This is a genomic window from Vibrio sp. 1-2 (7-a) (genome assembly GCF_013048515.1).
GTDB lineage: Bacteria > Pseudomonadota > Gammaproteobacteria > Enterobacterales > Vibrionaceae > Vibrio > Vibrio diabolicus.
In genome coordinates this window covers 284,151-305,733 of record NZ_VHSQ01000003.1, presented here as the reverse complement: position 1 = coordinate 305,733, position 21,583 = coordinate 284,151, and the positions used below count along the sequence as shown (strand labels likewise).

19 protein-coding genes are annotated in these 21,583 nt (G+C 43.6%); 8 read left to right on the top strand and 11 right to left on the bottom strand.

Annotated features, from left to right (window positions below; all coding sequences use genetic code 11):
• Positions 1-13 precede the first annotated feature (13 nt).
• The 5 genes from FKN08_RS11565 to FKN08_RS11550 all read left to right on the top strand — a co-directional run bounded on the left by FKN08_RS11565 (position 14) and on the right by FKN08_RS11550 (position 6,243).
• Entirely contained in the window at positions 14-3,166 is a 3,153-nt protein-coding gene (locus FKN08_RS11565) for an efflux RND transporter permease subunit (protein WP_170892168.1), read from the top strand.
• 341 nt (positions 3,167-3,507) lie between these two features.
• Positions 3,508-3,774 (top strand): hypothetical protein, encoded by a 267-nt coding sequence (locus FKN08_RS11560; protein WP_170892167.1) that lies wholly within the window; start codon positions 3,508-3,510, stop codon positions 3,772-3,774.
• A 410-nt stretch (positions 3,775-4,184) separates the two neighbouring features.
• Positions 4,185-4,964 carry a hypothetical protein gene (locus FKN08_RS23835; RefSeq protein ID WP_249370501.1) on the top strand — a complete coding sequence of 260 codons (780 nt, stop codon included), beginning with the start codon at positions 4,185-4,187 and terminating at the stop codon, positions 4,962-4,964.
• 12 nt (positions 4,965-4,976) lie between these two features.
• Positions 4,977-5,405: a hypothetical protein gene (locus FKN08_RS23830; protein WP_249373418.1), complete on the top strand. Its 429-nt coding sequence runs from the start codon at positions 4,977-4,979 to the stop codon at positions 5,403-5,405.
• A gap of 4 nt (positions 5,406-5,409) precedes the next feature.
• Positions 5,410-6,243, top strand: a complete 834-nt coding sequence (locus tag FKN08_RS11550) for a DNAase (RefSeq protein WP_170892166.1) — start codon at positions 5,410-5,412, stop codon at positions 6,241-6,243.
• A 533-nt stretch (positions 6,244-6,776) separates the two neighbouring features.
• Here FKN08_RS11550 and FKN08_RS11545 read toward each other — a convergent pair.
• The 6 genes from FKN08_RS11545 to FKN08_RS11520 are packed head-to-tail and all read right to left on the bottom strand — an operon-like array spanning position 6,777 to position 12,037.
• Positions 6,777-7,436, bottom strand: coding sequence for an HAD family hydrolase (locus FKN08_RS11545; protein ID WP_170892165.1), 660 nt, complete (start codon positions 7,434-7,436; stop codon positions 6,777-6,779).
• Positions 7,437-7,438: 2 nt separating this feature from the next.
• The gene (locus FKN08_RS11540) at positions 7,439-8,458 is read right to left on the bottom strand and encodes an ABC transporter ATP-binding protein (protein WP_005373862.1); all 1,020 of its coding nucleotides are present in this window, start codon (positions 8,456-8,458) and stop codon (positions 7,439-7,441) included.
• Entirely contained in the window at positions 8,455-9,243 is a 789-nt protein-coding gene (locus tag FKN08_RS11535; protein WP_170892164.1) for an ABC transporter permease, read from the bottom strand. Before FKN08_RS11535 ends, FKN08_RS11540 begins: the two co-directional genes overlap by 4 nt.
• Before the next feature lie 2 nt (positions 9,244-9,245).
• Positions 9,246-10,136 (bottom strand): ABC transporter permease subunit, encoded by an 891-nt coding sequence (locus tag FKN08_RS11530; RefSeq protein WP_145534426.1) that lies wholly within the window; start codon positions 10,134-10,136, stop codon positions 9,246-9,248.
• Positions 10,133-10,957, bottom strand: a complete 825-nt coding sequence (locus tag FKN08_RS11525; RefSeq protein ID WP_046873802.1) for an alkaline phosphatase family protein — start codon at positions 10,955-10,957, stop codon at positions 10,133-10,135. Before FKN08_RS11525 ends, FKN08_RS11530 begins: the two co-directional genes overlap by 4 nt.
• Before the next feature lie 12 nt (positions 10,958-10,969).
• Positions 10,970-12,037, bottom strand: coding sequence for an ABC transporter substrate-binding protein (locus FKN08_RS11520; RefSeq protein ID WP_170892163.1), 1,068 nt, complete (start codon positions 12,035-12,037; stop codon positions 10,970-10,972).
• Positions 12,038-12,247: 210 nt separating this feature from the next.
• On the opposite strand from FKN08_RS11520, the gene FKN08_RS11515 reads away from it, so the two are divergent.
• Positions 12,248-12,976 (top strand): UTRA domain-containing protein, encoded by a 729-nt coding sequence (locus tag FKN08_RS11515; RefSeq protein ID WP_074189836.1) that lies wholly within the window; start codon positions 12,248-12,250, stop codon positions 12,974-12,976.
• A 62-nt stretch (positions 12,977-13,038) separates the two neighbouring features.
• Here the strand turns inward: FKN08_RS11515 and FKN08_RS11510 are convergent, their stop codons facing one another.
• Positions 13,039-14,625 (bottom strand): BCCT family transporter, encoded by a 1,587-nt coding sequence (locus FKN08_RS11510; protein WP_005392697.1) that lies wholly within the window; start codon positions 14,623-14,625, stop codon positions 13,039-13,041.
• A gap of 304 nt (positions 14,626-14,929) precedes the next feature.
• On the opposite strand from FKN08_RS11510, the gene FKN08_RS11505 reads away from it, so the two are divergent.
• Positions 14,930-17,338, top strand: coding sequence for a glycoside hydrolase family 2 protein (locus FKN08_RS11505; RefSeq protein WP_170892162.1), 2,409 nt, complete (start codon positions 14,930-14,932; stop codon positions 17,336-17,338).
• Positions 17,339-17,439: 101 nt separating this feature from the next.
• Here the strand turns inward: FKN08_RS11505 and FKN08_RS11500 are convergent, their stop codons facing one another.
• Complete coding sequence (locus FKN08_RS11500; RefSeq protein WP_170892161.1) at positions 17,440-17,694, bottom strand: hypothetical protein; 255 nt, start codon at positions 17,692-17,694, stop codon at positions 17,440-17,442.
• 167 nt (positions 17,695-17,861) lie between these two features.
• Here FKN08_RS11500 and FKN08_RS11495 point away from each other — a divergent pair, with 167 nt between their 5' ends.
• Positions 17,862-18,221, top strand: a complete 360-nt coding sequence (locus tag FKN08_RS11495) for a DUF6559 family protein (RefSeq protein ID WP_170892160.1) — start codon at positions 17,862-17,864, stop codon at positions 18,219-18,221.
• Positions 18,222-18,299: 78 nt separating this feature from the next.
• Here the strand turns inward: FKN08_RS11495 and tyrS are convergent, their stop codons facing one another.
• The 3 genes from tyrS to FKN08_RS11480 form a co-directional block, all read right to left on the bottom strand.
• Positions 18,300-19,559: a tyrosine--tRNA ligase gene (tyrS, locus tag FKN08_RS11490; protein ID WP_170892159.1), complete on the bottom strand. Its 1,260-nt coding sequence runs from the start codon at positions 19,557-19,559 to the stop codon at positions 18,300-18,302.
• Positions 19,560-19,641: 82 nt separating this feature from the next.
• Positions 19,642-20,448 (bottom strand): helix-turn-helix transcriptional regulator, encoded by an 807-nt coding sequence (locus FKN08_RS11485; protein ID WP_046876144.1) that lies wholly within the window; start codon positions 20,446-20,448, stop codon positions 19,642-19,644.
• A 193-nt stretch (positions 20,449-20,641) separates the two neighbouring features.
• Entirely contained in the window at positions 20,642-21,421 is a 780-nt protein-coding gene (locus tag FKN08_RS11480) for a hypothetical protein (protein ID WP_170892158.1), read from the bottom strand.
• Between the last annotated feature and the right edge of the window lie 162 nt (positions 21,422-21,583).

Sequence of the window (21,583 nt, the reverse complement as noted above, 5' to 3'; positions counted from 1 at the left end):
GTAGGAGTTTGTCATGGAAGATACTAAACAAAAGGGCTTAATTGCCTATTTTGCGAATAACCCCGTCGCTGCCAACCTTTTGATGGTGTTCATCATCATCATGGGTGTGGTGAGTTTTCTCTTTATTCAAAGGCAGATGTTTCCGAACATTGAGGTGAACTACATTGATGTTCGTGCGACTTATCCTGGCGCTTCTCCTCAAGAAATTGAAGAAAGCATTCTCGTTAAGGTTGAGGAATCGATTAAAGATGTCACCGGGATTAAAAAAACGGTCTCAACGGCCTCTAGAGGTAGCGCGTATGTCTCTATCGAGGTAGACGTTAATGCTGATATCAAGCGTGTCTTGGATGATGTAAATCAACGCATTGATACTTTATCCAACTTACCTGCCGGTATGGAACCGATCAATGTCTACCAAGTTGAGTGGCGTCAAGATGTGATAGAAATGGGGTTAGTTGGGGACCGACCGCTTGAAGAGCTCAAACCCATTGCTAAGCAAGTCGAGGATGAATTACTTCAACTCAAAAATGTCATGTTGGTGTATTTGAGTGCACCAGAGGAAGAGATAGCGATTGAAGTTGATCCACTCGTTCTTCGTAAATACGACTTGACGTTGAGCGATATCAGCAGCGCGATCAGTCGTTATTCTGCCAACTTTTCTGCGGGCGAAGTCAAAACAAACTCAGGGATGATCGCAGTAAGGATTGAAAATCAGTACTACCGTGGTGATGAGTTTAGGAATATTCCTGTAAAGCTTGGCGCAAATGGTGCGAAGGTTTTACTGCAAGATATCGCCACGATCAAAGATGGCTTTACGGAAGAAGAGCGCTACTTTGAATACTCAGGGCAAAATGCGATCTACATGTCTGTTGAAGCGACTCGTGATCAGAACATTATCCCTGTTGCCGAGTCTGTTCGTAATTATATCGAAGCAAAAAATAAGACATTGCCGCAGGACGTTAAGCTCAAAGTCTTAGTGGATACGACCTATTATTTAAATGGTCGTCTCGACATGATGTTGAAAAACTTGCTGCAAGGCGCTGCTCTAGTGGCGATTATGCTGACCATTTTCTTGCGCTTTCGCTTGGCAATGTGGGTAATGATTGGGCTACCAGTGTGTTTTCTTGGCGCGGTGATGATGATGCCTGCATTAGGGATCACGGTAAACATTGTATCTCTTTTTGCCTTCATTATGGTGCTCGGTATTGTGGTCGATGACGCCATCGTGATGGGAGAGAGCGCCTACAGCGAAATTGAAGAAAAAGGCGGTGGCGTAGAAAATGTGGTTCGCGGCGTCAAACGTGTTGCAACGCCAGCTACTTTTGGTGTTTTAACCACAATTGCCGTGTTTGCCCCTTTCTTGTTGTCTAGCGGTATTGATAGTGCTTTCTTCTATGGTATCGCGGGTGTTGTGATTCTTTGTTTGATCTTTAGTTTGATTGAATCGAAGTTAATCCTTCCTGCTCATCTTGCACATACTCACTTTAAGCCAGTTAAACCTGGTGGCTGGCGTGACCGATTTAACCAACGTTTTTTTGGCTTTGTAAACGGTACGTATCGTAACTTTGTAACGACATGTACACATTGGCGCTGGACCGTGTTTGCTGTGTTTTGCGGTTTACTGCTGATCAGCGCGGCTTTGATCAACGCGAATTATGTTCGGGTGATCCCTAACCCTAAAGTGCCTACTGACTATCCTGCGATCACTATTGAAATGAACGATACTGTTTCAAGCGAGCAAACAATCAGTGCTCTTAAGACCATCGAACGTGTGATGCAAAAAATTGAATCTGAGACCATCGCAGAACATGGTCAAGGCATGATTCGTGATGTGCTTTCATACAACAGAAGCCGTACCGAAGGCCGTGTTTTGGTGCCATTGGTTGATGAGGAATTACGCCCGTTCAATACATTTGAACTTGCTCGACGTTGGCGTGAAGCTATGCCAGTTATTCCTGGAATGAAGAGCATCAAAATCCGCGAGCAGAGCGCGGGTGGCGGTGACAGAGATGAGTTTGGCTACTTGCTGTTTGGTTCTAATATTAATGAATTGAACGAGGCTGGGCGTTACTTGATAGAGCGTTTACAGCAGGAAGAAGGGTTATACGATATTTCATCTTCTATTGATTCAGGAAGCAAGGAAGTGCTCCTTTCTCTTGCGCCTGTAGCGTACGATCTCGGACTGGATCTCACCATGATCGCAGAGCAAGTGGGTGGCAGCTTCTACGGTGGTGAAGCACAGCGTCTTATTCGTGATGGTGAAGAAATCAAAGTTATGGTGCGTTACCCGCAACTGACACGTGAAGCATTTTCATCATTACGTTACGCTGTGATTACCACGCCAGCAGGTAAGAAGGTCATGCTGGGTGATGTGGTTAAGATCAACGAGCAGCCGGGCGTGAGTAGCATTCGGCGTGAAGGCGGGTATCAAACCGTTTATGTCTATGGTTCGATAGACGAAGAATTGGTTGAACCTCAAGAAGTAGTGAAGGTCATCGACGACAATATCTTACCGGACATGAAGCAAGTCTTCCCGAGTGTGAAAACGGAATTGGGTGGTGATATTGAAGAGCAAGCAGCGCAGCGTAATGAACAGATTCTGTTCTTTATTGCAGGCATGATCATCGTCTACATCTTGTTAGCCGTACCGTTAAAAAGTTATACCCAACCTTTGATTGTAATGTCAGTCATTCCATTTAGTCTGACGGGGGCGATTTGGGGCCACTTCTGGCTAGGTTTGGATATCAGTATGATGTCGACATTTGGTTTGATCGCCGCTGCTGGCGTGGTTATCAACGACTCTCTAGTTATGACAGATTACGTAAACCAAGTGAGAGAAAAGGGTATGAACATCAAACAAGCGGTGGTTGAAGCGGGCTGTGCACGCTTTCGAGCGATCACGCTCACCTCCATAACGACGTTTGCGGGTGTATTGCCGATTATGTTTGAAACGAGCTTGCAGGCGCGTTTTGTCATACCAATGGCTGTAGCTTTGGGCTTTGCGGTGTTGTACGCAACGGTTCTGACTTTAGTGCTGGTGCCTTGTTTGTATTTAATGCTTGAAGATATTAAAAATATTTTCAGATCGATTAAGGGGTTTATTCATCGCTTTATCAATCGTTTCAGAAAGTCGCCAGTGACGTCGAGCGTTGAAGTAAATATATAGAGTTAACAAGCTTGATGTTAACGATTAGGAGCAGCCTTCGGGCTGCTTTTGTATTTCTGTATTTTGATTCAAAGCAGTTCTAGAGTGGGTTGTTACGTAATTTATTCGATGAAAGAACAGCGAGAAAATCTCCTGATAAATTATTCCCTTTATGAATACTTTTGCGCGTTTGATTCTCTCGGTTAATTTAACACTTGGTTAGCGAAATTTACCAGATGGAGATAATGATGAATATATTGATTTGGTTAAATTGTTGAAAAATAACAAAATAAAAGTTGGCATCGTATGTGCAATATATAAATTGTAACTAAAACGAACTGCTAATCCTCAAGGAGCTTATTATGAAAAGCGTATTTCTATCTACTCTAAGTCTTATTGTTGTAATGTCATCACCAATCGCTGCTGCTAACACTTTAGACAAAGAGGAGTGGAGCTCAGATTTACGTCAGGACTTTTCTGAAATGAAGCATGAAGCTGTAGCAGATATTCAGCAAATGAATATGGATGCCATCCACGCACGCGATGAGCGTATCGTGAAAAACATTAAAGATGAGCAAGAACAGTTAGTAAAGGTAACGTGCCACAAAGAGAAAGAAAGCAAGTCATAACCGCCGATAAAGAGACTAACAGACGAAAATGAATCCAATACGAGTTCAGTGCTAGTTAGCAGTAAGCACTGACCTTGTTGCTCTACTTGCCAGCCTTTTAAGGCTGGCTTTTTTGTTACAGGTATACTGTATAATTAGTATCTATGGGTACGTTCCCCCAATAATTGGTAGTTCAATGATTAAATGTCTCTTGTTTCAAACGTGACTTAAGGCACTTAACCTTCGTATTAATAGGTGTATATATCTAGTGATTTATCATCGAGATGGGGATAAATGTAATTTTTAAAATTGTTGATTTCATTAAATTGGAGGCGATGCTATATATTTGAAATTCAGAAAGATCTAGTCTCCTTGTTGACCTTAATAATACCTTAGTATATGCCTCACTTTTATTTGAAGAGGGATTCGTAATGACTTGGGAGTTTATTGAAAGGAAAGAGGCTTTTGATTATATTGGGCTAAGTAATAAGTCGGTTAATGAGATTGAACAATTCTTACATGGAAGAGTGAGACTTTCAGCTACACTCTTTAGCAATAAAAAACTATACTTATCAAGACAATCCCTCATCATGCTTGCGTCTCTGAATGAATATGATCAGAAGCAAGTTGTCAAAGAAATGTATTTTCTTTCATCTAACCCAAGCACACCGTCTGTAGTTAGACACAAACGTAATCCATTGCTTCGAATATTTCGAACTAGGTATCCCTTCAAAAATTATCATTATTTATTAACTTGTATCCTTAGAGACGGGAAAGTTGTAATTCATGATATAGCTTTTGATCGACAATTGCATGGTAAGTCTATTTTTAAGCATTCACATCAAAGAACCCAAATGTATCATGTGAAGAAAGAAACAGGTAAAAATGGTGAGTATAATGGAGTGCAGAACAATGACGAAGCAAAGTTATTGTTGGCTGAGTGGGACCACACTAAAGCTCAAGTAACTCATCAAGTCAATACGCTTCATGCTACGGTAAATGGAATGCTGAATGATTATGAGAAAGCGGCGACACTGATGGGAGTACATACGCAGGTGGCATATAAAGAAGATAAGCCAACAGAGTATACGTTGTTTCACAACCCTTCTGATAATGCGAAGCTGGATCTTATTGAATGTGTTTATGACAAAACTCGTTTTACTTCGCACAATGCTCAACACCTAGCAGCAGTAATGAAACAATGTGCATAGCAGGGTAAACAAGTGAAATGGACAGTACATAGTCAAGGTGCCATTATTTTTAACTCTGCGCTTGAATATGTAAGGAAAAAGAATCCGAGCTTAAAACTATTGAATCAACAAGTTGTGGTGCACGCAGGAGGGGCCAATACAACGAAGATAGGAAAAAACGCACAGCAGCTTGGTTTGAAGATAAACTACAATAAAACCCGAACGAATCCCTTTGATATTGTCCCAAATATTGCTGCGAGACAAACTCCATTATCGGCAAGTAGTCTCGTTCGTTGTTGTAAATTCTTGGGATTGGTGATGAATGGAGAGGTCACAGAGAGCCCACATACATTGCCCTATTTTGGTGTTGAATCCTATCGACGACAACTGATGATGTCTGGCACTAATATGGCTAGTAAACGTTTAAAAGATATTGATGCATATTTAAAGAATAAGAGTTAGAAATATGGGCCTTATTAAAACTTGTAAAGATGGCTTTCGAGGAAAGCCAGATTTTTCAAACTTGCTACATAATGTATTCCAGATAGATGACTTAGTATTGTCATTTGAGTGTCCGAACAATATATATGAAGGGCATGTATACCAAGATCTTGTGGAGTTAAAACAATTCGATGTTGACTCAAAAGAAGAACGGCATGAAAAGTTAATAAAATTGGCTTCTATTTATTTCTCATTTCAAAAAAAAATATTAAACCCTCTATTACCTATAAATAAACAAGGTGGTTTATATATTAGGCTAAGGATCAAGTCTGCCAATGAGAATATTAGATCTGTCAATCAATTATCTTCATTCATAGAAAAAGAGTATGTGGAGTTTTATCATGCTCTAGAGTCTCCTGAAGGATCTAAGAAAGGAGATCATACAGAGATGATGAATGATGCTAACGATTACGCAAATCATCGCTGGGGATTAGAGCCGATAAACGAAGAAAAAAAGAGAGCGAAAGAAGAGTTTCTCGTAGGAGAGTTTCTTCGCAGCTACCCCCCAATTAAATGCCAGGCTATTGATGTTGGAGAGAAAACGTACTCAAAATACGTAGAAGGTAACTTGGAGTATAAGAAGGACTATCGAAGAGTTTACAATTTGCATATCAAAAATGAGTTTTACTTTAGTATCGAGTTTTTATACGAAATCGAGCCTATGTTTGCTCAAAAAAAGTTTTTAGATTGGGTGAGAAGTGCTGATGAAACCTTTGAGAAAAAGGTGTTAGAGTTACTAGAATTGTCTCCGCTTGTTGATTCGTATACTACCTCCAAGGTAGAGAGATTGACCAATTAGAATTGATCCTGTGCGCTCTGACTTTCAACTTAAAGAAAAAAGCCCGCAAAGAATTTCCTCTGCGGGCGTAATAAAGGGCACCAAATTGGGTGTCTATTCATTTTGGAGGTGGTCGAACGTCCATATAAAACTGACAATAGGCTTGGTGAGAGGCTTACCACCAGCGCGACCAACGGAGCTAAAGTTAACATTGTTGCAATGATTGTTAAAATGTTAATTCTTCAATCAATGTTTTCATTATCGTTAGTCTGGATTGTGAATATGTTGTTCTATTGTTCCTGGAATGCTTGACTGTCGAATTTGAATACATCATGAGATATAGATGGCCCTTTCTTTATCCATTTTGGTTATATAAATCTTGTCATATCACACTGCTAAATCTTCATTATTTTTAATAATTCGACATGGCTTACGCCATTTTGTTACTGGTGTGTTTGTTTTTCGATGGTCTCAAATTTGAGTTCACGTATAACCAGACAATTAAAGGAAAAGAGCAGCAGTTAGCTGCCCTTTATTTCTATAAAGACTGAAGCCTAATTCCAACGTAATAGCATCCAGTTTGATCGATTCGCGTGTTCTTTTAGGCGTGGGCATGGATTTACCAGGTAGGTGTAATCTGCGTATTCACATAAAGGCAAATCGTTGATTGAATCGGTATAGAAATGTATTTCAGAATAAGGCTCAGGCTGATTTTCTAGCCACTGTTTTAAGCGCGTGACTTTACCTTCACGATAACTAGGGACACCGTCGATTTCAGCAGTATAACGGTTGTCTTTCTCGATTAAATCGATGCCGAGTGCGGTTGGAATATTAAGACGGCGACCAACGGCTTCCACCAAAAAAGTGACGCTGGCAGAGATGATAACCATATCTATACCATCACGAGACAGTTGCTCAATCAGGGTTTTGGCTTGAGGAAACTGTTTAGGCAAAATATGGCTTTCAACACATTCTTCAACCAAGGCGTTTACTTCTTCAATCGGCATGTTTTCTAGTGGCTTCATGGAGAACGCTAGATAGTCTTCCATGTCCATTTTGCCTTCAGAGTACAAGGCCATTAGACGCTGATCTTCCTTAATAAATAAAGGATCAGTCGCGATGCCTCTCTCAACCATAAACTCGTTCCAAATCATTGCGCAGTCAGCGTTTATTAGGGTTTCATCCATATCAAAAACATACAAAGGTTTGGACATGTTTAGGCTCTCACTGGTTGAATTTCGTTTAGGTTAAAGAGTAGCTCTAGTTGGCTGCCATTCGCTAGTAAGCGTTCTGAAGAGCGGTTAAGCAAGTCAACAGTGAGCTCACACTCTTCAACGTTCACTTGATAGCGAATAACATTACCTAGAAGCTGGTGGTTGGTGATCGTACCTACTTGTGGCGCTGAGATGTGGCTATCATATTGACGACCTTGCTCTTTTACATATATAGACTCTGGGCGAATCGCTACTTTCCATTCGGTATCAATGTTGAAGAGTTGCTTGGCTTTATTGGCCTCTACAAGGTTGTAGTGCCCCATGAAACCGGCCACAAACTCGTTAGCAGGATGAGTATAAATTTCTTCAGGTGTTCCTGCTTGAACAATTTCCCCTTTACTCATTAGGAAGATACGATCAGACATAATCATCGCCTCTTCTTGGTCATGAGTTACGAAGATAGTGGTGAGATTCATTTCTTTCTGAATATCTCGGATTTGCTGACGAAGATGTTTGCGGATTTTGGCATCAAGCGCAGAAAGTGGCTCATCAAGCAATAATATGCGAGGTTTCACCACCAACGCTCGGGCGAGTGCGACACGCTGGCGCTGACCGCCAGAAAGTTGATGTGGATAGTGTTTTTCTTTACCTGCCAGATCCACCAGTTTGATGACTTTAGCCACTTCACGTCGAATATCATCATTCGCAAGCTTTTTCATTTTTAAGCCAAATGCAATGTTGCCTTCGACGGTCATATTGGGAAACAGCGCATACGATTGAAAGACCATCCCAATACCACGCTCTTGCGGGACTTGATGCGTGATATCTTCTCCGTTAACCCAAATCTCGCCCCCATCGACAGGGTTAAGCCCTGCAAGGCTGCGAAGTAGAGTCGATTTACCACAACCGCTAGGGCCCAAAAGCGTAATGAATTCACCTTGCTCGATGTTAAAGTGAATGTCCTCAAATACGGTGTTATCACCAAAACGTTTAGTCAGATTTTTCGCTGTTACGTAGCTCATTGTTTTACTCCTCGGCTGAAACGACTTGCCAACCAAGTCAGTAAAAAAATAAATAGGAAGTAGGTCATCACTAAGGCAGACGTAAAGTGGCCGCTCGTCTGACGCATGTTATACAAGTAGATTTGCAGGGTTTCATAACGTGTGCCGATTAAAATATTGGCGAACACAAACTCTCCCAATAGAAATGAAAATGAAAGGAAAAGCGATGCCATCAGTCCTTTTTTGAGGTTAGGTAAAATGACCATCAAGAACGCTTTGGTTGTGCTTGCCCCTAGTAAGTGTGCCGCGTCCATTAAATCATTGAGGTTAATTGCTTCGAAGCTATTGGAAATCGCACGATACATGAACGGTAACGCGATGGTGAAGTAAGTGCCTATTAAAATCCAAGGGGTACCGATAAGAGATATTTCACTGTCAGCATAAAGTTGAAGTAAGCCGACGGACGACACGACTGGTGGTACAGCGAATGGTAGCAAAATCAATACGTTCATGAGCTTATCGAGCTTCGGAAAGTAGTAAAACACCACGAATATCGCTGGCAGAACCAGAATGACACTGAGGGTTAGCGAAGCAATACAAATAAACAGCGAATGCCCAAACGCTTGCAAGAAACGTGGGTCGGTCAGCAATTTAACGTACCAATCAAAAGTGAAACCATCCGGAAGCACCGTGGCGCCCCAGCGTGATGAAAGCGAATAGACAAAGGTCGCTAAAATCGGGATGAGCATGATCCCAACAATGGAATAAACCACCGTTTTATGGAATCGAGTATTAACGTTGTACATGACTACTTCCTACCTGCATAGCTTTTCGAAATGAGCCATTGGTTAATCACTGTGATAAAGGCAAGTAACGCCATTAGAATCACCGAAATTGCAGCGGCGAGATTAGGTTCAAGGAACAGGTCTCCCGATACCAGACTCGCAATTCGAATTGTGATGACGTTATAGTTACCGGAGGTCAACGCATAAACACTCGCATATGCGCCAATCGCGTTGGCTATTAAGATAATAAAGGTACCGAACAAGGCTGGTGAGAGCACTGGCAGAGCGACTTTCGCCCAATACTGTGATGTTTTGGCACCTAGTAGCGCAGCGGCTGCTTGCCAATCATCACTCAACGCGTCGAACGCAGGGTAGAGCAACAACACCGCCAGCGGGATTTGGAAGTAGATATAAATGGCCAGTAGGCCCCATTTACCATAAAGGTCGAAATCACCGAGTAAGCCATACTGCTTGAGCAAAAGGGTAATTGCCCCATTGGTGCCTAAAATAATAATAAAAGCGAATGACAAAGGTACGCCTGCAAAGTTGCTGCTCATGTTCGTAAACGCAATCACACCGTCGCGGACTTTAGAATCGACTCTGCGTAGAGAAGATACCAACAAAGTCGCAATGGCTAAGCCAAAAATGCTCGACCACACAGCTAACCACAAGCTGTTGCCAAACGCCTGCATCATAAAGGCGGAGTCGAGCACTTCAATGTAGTTATCTAAGGCAAACTCGCCATCGTAGATAAAGCTGTTTAACAGTACCCAAATCATAGGTGCGAGTTGAAATAGGTAGAAAAACAGCGCGAAAGGCACTAACCAAATGGCTGGCTTAAAGCGCTTTAACCAAGTACTTGCCAAATTTGAGCGTGATTCGCTAGAGCTTGGGGAGAGGACAGAACTGCTCATAGTGCTAACAATTCCTGAGTGTATGGCTTCGTGTGGTCAAGGTTTAGCAATTGACAAACGGTGCCACAAATATCAGTTTGCTTAATATGACAATCCTGATGGGTAAACTTATCGCCAATGACAAACAGAGGAACTTCTCGCTCTTCAGGTAAAATCCCACCGTGAGAAAGATCGTTGTTCATGCCATGATCGCTGGTCACAATGATTTGATACCCATCAGCAAGCCATTGTTCGATGTAGTTGGAAAGAATAATGTCTGCACCTCGCGCACAATTGCGGTATTGGCGAGAGTCTAGGCCAAACTTATGTCCTGTATCGTCGATATTCATCGGGTGGATCAGTAAGAAATCAGGTTGATAGTTTCGACGTAAATACTCTGCGTCCAGGAACAAGGCTTCATCAGGATAATGATCCCAATGGTAAAAGCAGCCGTGCTGGATATTCAGAGTTTCATCATGCGTGAAACGATCGCGAACAGGTTCAAATGGCGCGCGATTATAAAGCTCACTTACCCAGTGGTAGGCAGCCGCAGCGGTCACTTTGCCTTGGGCTTTTGCCAAACTGAAAATGGAATCGTGTTTGGATAGACGAACGATATTGTTGTTTACGATGCCGCTTTCTACAGGGCGAACGCCCGTTAAAATGCACTCATAAAGTGGGCGAGACATAGAGGGCAGCTCACATTGCACAGGATAAAGCGTTGCGCGAGTTTCTTGTTGGGAACGACTTTGTTCTAGAAGACCATTGAGGTAGCCCATGCAATCACGGGCTACCTGATAGTTCAGTCCATCTAGAACAACAAGGATGACCTTATTGCTCATAACGACTTACTCTTATTGCTGGTGGATTAAGACACTTTCTTGCCATTGACGTGGCAGCTTACGCGCGGACTTTTCCCAAGCTGAGAAGTCAGTCACTGGGTGAACATTGCTGTATTGGTCGTTAGCAATTAGCTTGTCTTGCACTGCTTGAGGCAGTGTGATGTTGGTGCGGATTGGACGCGTATAACCTTCTGCTAAGTTGATTTGCCCTTGATCGCTGAAGATGTACTCACGAGCAAGCTTTGCTGCATTAGGGTTCTTCGCATATTTATTGATTATGGTTGTATAACCAGAAATCACAGAGCCATCTTGAGGAATGCTCACTGTAAAGCGGTCGCGGTCAATTTTGTCGCGATAGTTCAACGCATTGAAGTCCCACATGATCGCCACTTCCACTTCGCCTTTTTCTAGGTTGGCGATGTTCGGATCGGTAAATGAAAGACGACCTTGCTTCGCGAGTTCAGAAAAGAACTTGAGCGCAGGCTTGAGGTTGGATTCGTCCCCACCGTTGGCGAACGCTGCGGCGAGAACCGCGTTGTTTGCCTGCGCTGCTACGCCTACGTCACCTACGGTCACTTTGTAGTCGCCTTTTAATAGGTCATCCCACGTTTTTGGCGCTTCTTTTACGAGGTTATTGTTGGAGATAAAAGAAATAGTGCCAGTGTAAGCAAGTGCCCAATGACCATCTTCGTCTTTTGCCCAATCTGGAATGTCATTCCAAGTTGTTTGTTTGTATGGCTGAGTGACGCCTTTTTTAACCGCTACACGTGCGAAGGCAAAGCCTACGTCACCAATGTCTGCGGTCGCGTTTTTCTTCTCAGCTTCGAATTTTGCGATTTCTTGAGCCGAGCTCATATCCGTGTCTTGGTGCTTAAGGTTGTAGTTTGACTTTAAATCAGCCCAAGTGTCTTTCCAGTTCGCCCAACTGTCAGGCATACCTACACTGTAAACCGCCCCTTCTTTTTGTGCTGCGGTAACCAATGACTCAATATCGGCTTCTTTCGCTACTGTTGGTGCTGCAAGCGTTACCGCGATGATTGCCGCTGGTGCAGTAATTGAACGACTTAGCAAAGTTTTCATTGTCTCCACCCTTCTGGACTAGGTCAGTAAGTTCGCTTTGTATGCTATGGATGGAATGTGACGATTTAGAGCAAGTAATTTGACAGTTTTTATTAATTTCTATGGCACTTATATTTCATACGCTCGGTATGTGTTCTGTTGATTAATGTCATATTTTTGTTACGCACACGCCTTATGTTGTTCATCAAATTATCGTTGGACTAGATCAGAATGAGAGCGACAGGCACCAGCCAATTTGGTACCCAATTAGGAAAAATTAGAAGCAGCTTAAAGCAGCAGATTCTTTCCGGCATCATGTCGGAAGGGCAAAAGCTGCCATCAGAAAGGGAGCTCAGTGAGCTATTTTCTACGACTCGAATCACTATCAAAGATGCATTGGTGTCTTTAGAAACTGAAGGCCTGATCTACCGAGAAGAGCGTCGTGGCTGGTACGTATCTCCAGAGCGGATCTGTTACAACCCGTTGTCTCGTTCTCACTTCCATCAGATGATTCGAGAGCAGCATCGTATTGCAGAAACCAAGTTACTCAACGTGCGAAGTGAAATGGCCGCAGGTGAGTATGCAAAATCGTTAGAGGTTGAGAGAATTACCCCAATTTATGTGATTGAACGGTTACGTTTTATTGATGGGCGAGCGGTATTGTTTGTTGAAAATATACTCAAATCAGCACTGTTTGAAGGTATATTGTCCGAGAACCTCATCATGTCACTGACGGGTATTTATCGTGAGAAGTATGGCTACGAGACAAAGCGCTCTCGTTTTGATGTGATTCCAACGTCAGCACCTGCTCATGTCGCTAAAGCGTTGAACTTGGCTGAAGGACAGCCGGTTCTGAAAATTCGTCGAGTAAACTACAAACAAGATGGCAAATTAATGGACTGCGAATTCGAGTATTGGCGTCCAGATGCAGTGATGATTCGCATTGATAGCGTAGGATAAAGTGCAGAATTAAAAAGAGCCCAATGAAGGGCTCTTTTTCGCATATTGGTTAGAGAGGAGGTTTAAACTAGTCCTTGCTCTTTTGCCATTTTACTTGCGATGCCAGGCGCTTTCCAAATGCTTGGCAGCAAAATGAAAGACACAGGCACGGCGGTAATTACAATGAAAGACTGCAATGCAGAAATACCACCAGAGCCCATTGAGATAAGCGCGATAGCGACAATACCCATCATCAAACCCCAGAATGAGCGAATCACTGCGTTTGGTTCTGTTGAGCCCGTCATCACTACACTGATTGTGTAAGTCATTGAGTCACCCGTCGTCACGATAAATGTTGTCGTTAAGATCAGGAACAGAACCGAAATGATCATTGGGTAAGGTAATTCACCGGTAATCGCTAGCAGTGCTGCAGGCAAGTTAAAGCCCTCAAACGCAGATGAAATCAAACCAGGGTTATCAAGTTCAAACGCAAGGCCACTGCCACCAACGATACTAAACCAGAAGCAAGTAATCAGCGGTGCTGCGATGCTAATAGACATAATCAGTTGGCGAATTGTACGACCACGAGAGATACGAGCAATGAAGATCGCCATCATTGGGCCATAACCGATAAACCAACCCCAGAAGAATACTGTCCACCAGCTTAGCCAGCCCGTATCACCACGGTATAGCGCCATTGGGAAGAAGTTATCTACCATGCGACCAACGCCTTGTACGTAGCCATCAACAATAAAGCTTGTCGGTCCAAAGAACAGGATGTAACCAATTAACAGCACAGACAAAATAATGTTGTAACGACTGACGATTTGAATACCTTTGCTCAAACCGCTTAGTGCGGAAAGGGTATACATCAGGATCGCTGCCATGATAACCATGCTTTGCGTTACGAAAGTATCTGGCAGGCCAAACAATGAGTTTAGCGCGTAGCTAATTTGTAAACCTAAGAAGCCAATAGGGCCGATGGTTCCTGCTGCTACGGCAATAATGCTACATGCGTCAGCAACATCACCAATCCAGCCTTTAATGGCTTTATCGCCAAACACAGGGTAAAGCAGAGTACGCGGCTTAAGAGGCAGGCCTTTATCGTAATGCAAGTGCATTAAGACTATGGAAGATAGACCACCAAGGATCGCCCAAGCTAAGAAGCCCCAGTGCATAAAAGACTGAGATAGAGCATTGATTGCGGCAGTTTTCGGAGAGGCTTCACCGTATAAAGGTGGGGCAGTCACAAAGTGCGCGATAGGCTCAGCAGCGGCCCAGAACACACCACCACCTGCAAGTAGGGTACAGAGTACAATTGACAACCATTTAAAGTTATCAATATCAGGTTTCGCTAGACCACCTAGACGCACATAACCAGTGCGACCAAACGCAAGAGCCAAACCAATAAGGAAATTCAGAAGAAGCAGTACTTGCCAGTAAGCTCCGAAATATTTAGTAGCAAAGCCGAAGCCGGTGTTAACCATTGCGGTTAGAGAGTCGGTATTCGTTAGGGCAAGTAAAACGAATAGAGTGAGGAAGCTACCACTTAACCAAAAGACAGGATTGGTGAGTTCGAGGCGCTTGAGCAGAGATGGGGGATGAATAGCAGAATAGTCAGCATCCTGAATAGGCGCTGTGTGGGAGGCGGCATTCGTCATATTTGACATAATTACTTCGCTTTTTAGGGCTATGAAGCCGTGCATTTCCCCTCACATCGTTTCGACGAAAAGTGTGAGGATGTTCAAAAAGCCGATGATGTTAACATGTCGAAGTTGCAAATATAACCTTAGATTTCGATTAATTTTTAACAGGTTAGCCAAGTTGCTGATTTTTGGGTAGAGATCAAAGGAAAGTGTTTTTACGTGAAGTGCACCGCATTTCGTATGTAAATAACATTTCCCTTGTTTTTGCATGGATTACTCAGGATTACATTGAGCAAACATGTTTCTTCTCCAAACTGAGGTTTACTCAATGGCTCACTTCGAACTTAATGGACAGTGGTTACTTACCTCGCCACAGCGTCCCGATATTGAAATTCCAATGTCTATTCCGGGCGATAATATTTCGGCGCTTTTGCAAGCAGAGCGCATTCCGGATCCTTATTTTGCCGATAATGAAAACAAAGTTCGTTGGATTGAAGAGTGTGAGTGGCATATCTCGCGTGAGTTTGAAGTCGACGCGTTTACGTTGTCTGCCAAGCAAGTTTGGATGACGCTAACTCGTGTCGATACCTTGGCAACTTTCTATATTAATGGTGAGTTAGCACTAACTTGCAGCAACATGTTTACTCAACAACGAGTTGATATCAAACCTTATTTAAAACAGGGCATAAACACTGTTCTTGTTCAATTCGCCAGAGTCGATATAGAAGGTGTGGAACGTGCCAAAAAATTGCCTTTCCCAATCCCTTCCGCAATGGGAAATAATCAAATTCCGCATATGAATTTGATCCGAAAAACGCAATGTCATTCCGGATGGGATTGGGGCATTTGCTTGATGGTATCGGGTATTTACGACCCCATTCAAATCGACATTGTGAATGAGCTTTGGCTCAAAGGCTTTTCGACAGAGCAGCATTGGCAAGCCGATGGGAGTGTGTTTCTTGATGTAGTAGTTGAAGTTGAAACGGACAGTCAACGCCATGAAATGATGGTTGAATTTAATGGCGAGCGTCAATGCATTCAAACAAAAGGAAGTGGTCACTATCATTGCCAGTTCCACATTTCGCACCCTCAACGCTGGTGGCCATCGGGTTATGGCGAAGCTTATCTTTACCCCATTACCATTTCTTGCAGAGAGCAAAAGTTAACGCGCAACGTTGGTTTGCGTCAGTTAACCCTAAATAACCAAGCTGATGAACATGGCTCTGCGATGGAATTCATCGCCAATGGCGTACCAATTAATGCCAAAGGTGCCAACTGGATCCCTGTTGACGCAATGCCGGGGCGAGAATGCGAAACACGTTATCGCAACCTTTTGCAAAGTGCGGTTGATGCTAGCATGAACATGATTCGGGTATGGGGCGGTGGTCAGTATGAGAGTGAAACCTTTTATAACCTTTGTGATGAACTTGGCTTGTTGGTGTGGCAAGACATGATGTTCGCATGTTCACTGTACCCATCTGATAATGACTTCTTAAAAGAGGTCGAAGATGAGCTTCGATACCAAATCCCTAGGCTTAAAGAGCACCCATCAATAGCACTTTGGTGTGGTGACAATGAAGTGATTGGTGCCATTGGTTGGTATGAAGAATCCAAGCACAACAAAGTCAAATACACGGTTAACTACGATCGCCTCAACCGCATGATTGAGCAGGTGACTACTGAGCACGATAGCGCTCGTCGTTTCTGGCCAAGTTCCCCGTGTAATGGTGAACTGGATTTCGGTGACGCGTGGCATGATGATAGTAAAGGCGATATGCACTTTTGGGACGTTTGGCATTCAGGAAAATCATTCAGTGCCTACCTTGACGTGAATCCTCGTTTTTGCTCTGAGTTTGGTTTTCAATCTTGGCCATCTTTTGCAGAAGTTAAGCAGTTTGTCCCGGAGCAAGATTGGAATATAACGTCACTAACCTTTGAACAACATCAGAAGAATCCTCGTGGTAACAGTATCATCACAGAGATGTTCACGCGTTATTTCCGTTTTCCCTCTGGATTCGAGAACATGCTGTATTTAAGCCAAGTTCAGCAGGCAATCGCGATCAAAATTGCGTGCGATCATTGGCGTGCCATTTCTCCAGTTTGTCGCGGCATGCTGTACTGGCAACTCAACGACAACTGGCCTGTCAGTTCTTGGTCTAGCTTGGAATACAGTGGTCGTTGGAAGCAGTTGCACTACCATGCAAAACGCTTTTTTGCGCCGCAGTATTTGGTATTTTCCGAGCATACAGGCAAGTTGAGCCTGCATTTGCTCAATGATGCCAAAGAGCCCGCAAGCGTCAACGCACTGCTCAAGTGGGTAGATTGGCAAGGGGAAGAAAAGCAATGTTGGAGCTTAGAACAAACGGCCATAGCAGACAGCAATACGATTTTGTGGCAATTGGATGAATCGATCGAGAAGGACGAACTTACGTCAGGCTTCTTCTATGTTGAAGCGCAAATCGGTCAAGACAAAATAAGCAACACATGGTTTAGTACTCACGAGCTAAAAACCTTGCCGATAGCGAAGGCAAATATTGGTGCCTCTATTGAAGGGAGGCAAATTACATTGATTGCGGATAAGCCTGCGTTTTTTGTTCATTTGGAGAGTGATGTTGATGGAAGGTTTAGTGACTCCAGTTTTACTCTGTTGACCAACGTTCCAATGACGGTTGAGTATTTAGGTGATGATGTTTCAGGTATGCAGCAGTCGTTGAGGGTATACCACCTTAATGATTAAAGCGAGCATAGAACATCTACATGCTGATAACTAAAAAGGGAGCCTTTGCTCCCTTTTTAGTTATCAAGTATCCGTTATTAAGCTCAGGTTGAGACAGAAGTTTATTTAAGTTTCTGATGAATACGGTAGCCAACAACAAAACCTATGTAGAATAGCGCTGCGAGAGTAAGCATTGCCGTCGCGTACGCCAGTAGGCTGTTTAACCCTAAACCAAAAGCCAGAGTGAAGGCGATACCATGAATGGCTTCCGCAGGGATTCGGTACCAAGCAGCGTGGACGGAAGATCCGAAGAGGATAAAGGTACAAAGTAAGACAATCGTGCCGCCTATAAAGCCGACCCATCTGCTGTTGTTCATGTTGCAGTCTCAGGGGTTACCGAGGTAACGTAACAAAATATTTCAGAATCGTATTATACAACCGATCATCGCGAAAAGCGCTAGAGAAATTTCGCGGATAAAACAGAGTGTTTTAATTCGAACAAAAGAATACGACCATAGCCAACTTAATACAGGAATAACAAAACATGTTGAGATTTATACAACGTCGCCGCATTAAGAAAGTAATTAAGCTAATGAGTACCAGATTGGTGGTGGGATATGGCAGTCGTGAGTACTTTTCCGTCGGTCAGGTAAAGACGAGCACCAGTGAGTTAAGCACGTGCCAACAAAAAATTGCGTTGGCGTTGTACGCGAATCCGCAAGATCTTGATTTGGAAAATCAACCAGAGTTGCAAGCCATCCGCTCTGATGTGGCGAATGACTTCTTTGCTGGTGCCGATTATACCGCTCAAGATGTGCTTAGTTTATTCGGTGCTGGTGGCTGGAAAGGCGGCCGAATGGAAGATGGAATGTCTCATCATTTTGGTATGCACAGTCGATACTAGAGCGAGCTAACCTTATAAAGTCTTGTCAGTTAACTCGCTATATCACTTTGCCTTGTGAGGTGTCACTCCGATGCTTTGTTAAGCGGCACGCTTTACGAGGCAGAAGTGCTTTTTACCGCGTTGCAGTAACCAGTATTGGTCAAACAGTGGGAAGCTTAAACTCGGGTTATCAGCCGACACTTTTTCACCGTTTACACTGATGGCGTTGTTGCTGATGTGTTCGCGTGCAACACGTTTCGAGCTTGCTAAACCCGACTCAATCAATAGCTCAACCAAATCTTGTTGTGTGCTCTCAATGCTTGGTAAACCATCTAACTCCAACTGTTTTAATTCACCCAAACTCAGTTGTTGCACATTACCGCTGAACAGTGCTTGAGTGATGCGCTCGGCACTAGATAGGCCGTCTTCGCCATGAACAAATCGCGTCATTTCTTCAGCGAGAATACGTTGTGCTTGTGGCTTGCCTTGGCTTGCTTGGTCTTGCGCTTCAATGCTGGCAATTTCTTCGCAGCTCAAGAACGTGTAGTAACGCAAGAAGTGGTAAACGTCGGCGTCTTCTGCGCCAAGCCAGAACTGGTAGAAGGCGTAAGGTGAGGTTTTGCTAGGGTCTAGCCACACTGCGCCGCCTTCGGTTTTGCCAAATTTGGTGCCATCGGATTTGGTGATCAGCGGCAGAGTTAAGCCAAATACTTGCTCACCATTTTGGCGACGAGTTAAATCGATCCCACTGACGATGTTTCCCCATTGGTCATTGCCACCGATTTGCAGACGGCAACCGTATTGACGGTTTAGCTCGGCAAAATCGTACGATTGCAGCAGAGCGTAGCTAAATTCGGTGAAGGAGATGCCTTGGTCAGGTCGTTGCAGGCGTTGTTTTACCGATTCTCGGTTGATCATAGTATTGATCGAGAAGTGCTTACCCACATCACGGAAGAAGTCGATCACATTGATCGCTTTCATCCAGTCAGCGTTGTTCACCATGATCATCGGCTTGGTCAGCTGGTGATTCATCAACTGCTGAATTTGATTAGAAAGATCGTTAACCCAACCTGAGACGATTTCTGAAGAATTCAGACTGCGCTCGGTCGCTTTAAAGCTTGGGTCGCCAATCATGCCCGTTGCACCGCCAATCAAGGCAACAGCTTGGTGTCCGGCATCTTGAAAGCGCTTAAGCATAATCAAAGGTACGAGGTGGCCGATGTGCAAGCTGCCTGCTGTAGGATCGAAGCCGCAGTAAACGGTTTGGGGCTGTGAGAGAAGTGTCTGAATTTCTTCTAAATCGCTGGCTTGTGCAATCAAGCCACGATCTTGTAAATCTTGCAGTAATGGTGTCGTCATTCTTTTTGTCTGTCTTAGTGGTTGTTGTATTCAGACTAAAACGCGACACCTTTTGTCGATATATCCCTTAAGGGACAGTTTTTTATCTTGAATGGAGAATAAGGTGATTGAGGAAAAGCTGGAATAACTCACTCAATGAAGACACATTTAACTGCGAGTAAATGCGTTTTCGATGATTTTTGACCGTTCCTTGCACTAAGTGTAACCGCGCGGCAATTTCTTTGGTGTCAAACCCTTGAGCGAGAAGTGAAGCCACCTCTTGCTCGCGACGAGTGAGTGATTCTACGCCAAATGTTGCTAAAGCTTGCTCAATGGCTAATCGCATACTGCCAGAATAAGCACTCTGGGCAAAAACAGGCTCAGAAAAGGTAAACTCCGTTTGTTTCCAGTGCTGCTGACAAAGCGATTGAATTATCGGGAAGTAGGGCTTTAATTTATTGATTTGCTGTTGAGAAAAGTATTTTCCATCATTCATATACCCGAAGTACAACATGACCCAACGGCCAGGTTCGACTTCGACTAGCATGCTCAGTTCGTCTTTCCACCCGGTCTGATGGTAGAACTGTTCGCAGTAGGAAGTAAAATCAACGCCTTTGCGTGCTACGTCTTTGAGCGTAAATACGCCTTGTTGTTTTGTCTCGTTTAGTTTGAGAAAAAAAGGGTCATTTTGAAATGAGTCAGTCAGGTAGCGTTGAAAAAGTAACTCTCGTTCGTTCTCAATCGAGTCGTAGAGATAGATAGGATGTTTACCTTCTCGATAACCTAAAATAACCGCGCAATCAAAATGAAAAAGAGTGCGAATGACACGCATAAGCTTAGGAGTAAAGTTAGGCGTATTAAGAGCAGAAATTGCTTCTGCCAGCAGATTATTAAAGTTATTGTCAGGCATGGGATACCGAATTGCAGATGGTTTTGCGCAAGCATAACGAAAAGCCATCCAACGAGAAAGGGAAGTCACCATCTTCTGGTGACTTCCCATGAGAAAGTTGCACAAGTACTCAGTTTTGAGGAGTCATAGCTGCGTTAACTTATTGATAAGGGTGCATAACAACCGTTCTGTTTAAGCGATTAGTTGTTATGCGTTACTGCGAGTTGGTGAGCTCTTCGTTAACCCAATATTTAGAACCAGACACGTTGGCATCGATGAGCAAGCCTTTTGCATTCAACTGATAAACGGCGACGCCACTGTTAAATTGCTTTGAAAGTTGCTCTGAGTCTTCGCCAGCTACAGCAGAGGCTTCACTGGTCGCTTCCCATCCTTCGTTGACGAACGTATCAAAGTCTTCTTTGCTCTCAAATAGAATCACTTGTTGGTAAAACTTGCCGCCAGCCCCAAGTGCGACGCCCAAACCAAACATATTCATATAAGTGCGTTTTTCTGTTTCCTTATTGACTGCGACACCTGACCCTGAGTTGGTGTGAAACAACAAAGACAATTTACGAGAATCAAAGACCGCGTAGCCGTAAGCATTGTCGTAAATGGCTTTGGCCTCCGGCTTTTCATTAAACAACTTGAGCAAAGCACTATCCGCCATTAAGTCTACGGCTTGGCGAGCTTCTTCTGGCGTGTCGCCTTCCATTAGTTCATCAATTTTCTTGTCGGCTGCATCTATCCATTCTTTGCTTTTCTCGATACTGGCTTCTGTCCACTCGCCCGCGGTATTGATTGCTTCCTCGGACCAATTAGTGAAATCTTGCCACGCTTGCTTTGAAAAGGCTTTGGTATCGTCCCAAGCATCTTGCGCAGTATCAGAAACCGCTTCGCCTAGCTCAGACATTTTGTTGGAAATATCATCCCAATCTGCGTAAGCGGGAGATGCGATGAGCATCAATGTGGTAATGAGTGCGATAGACTTTTTCATCAAATTCTCTCTGGAGTTGTCGATACATCATTCATTCTAGGTCATCAGACTTTGATAATGAAATTGACTAAATGGCGATCTTGAGAGAGGAATCACGAACTGATTGCGAAATGACGTATGCATAACAAAGCCCTCACAAGGGGAGTGTGAGGGCTTAAATTT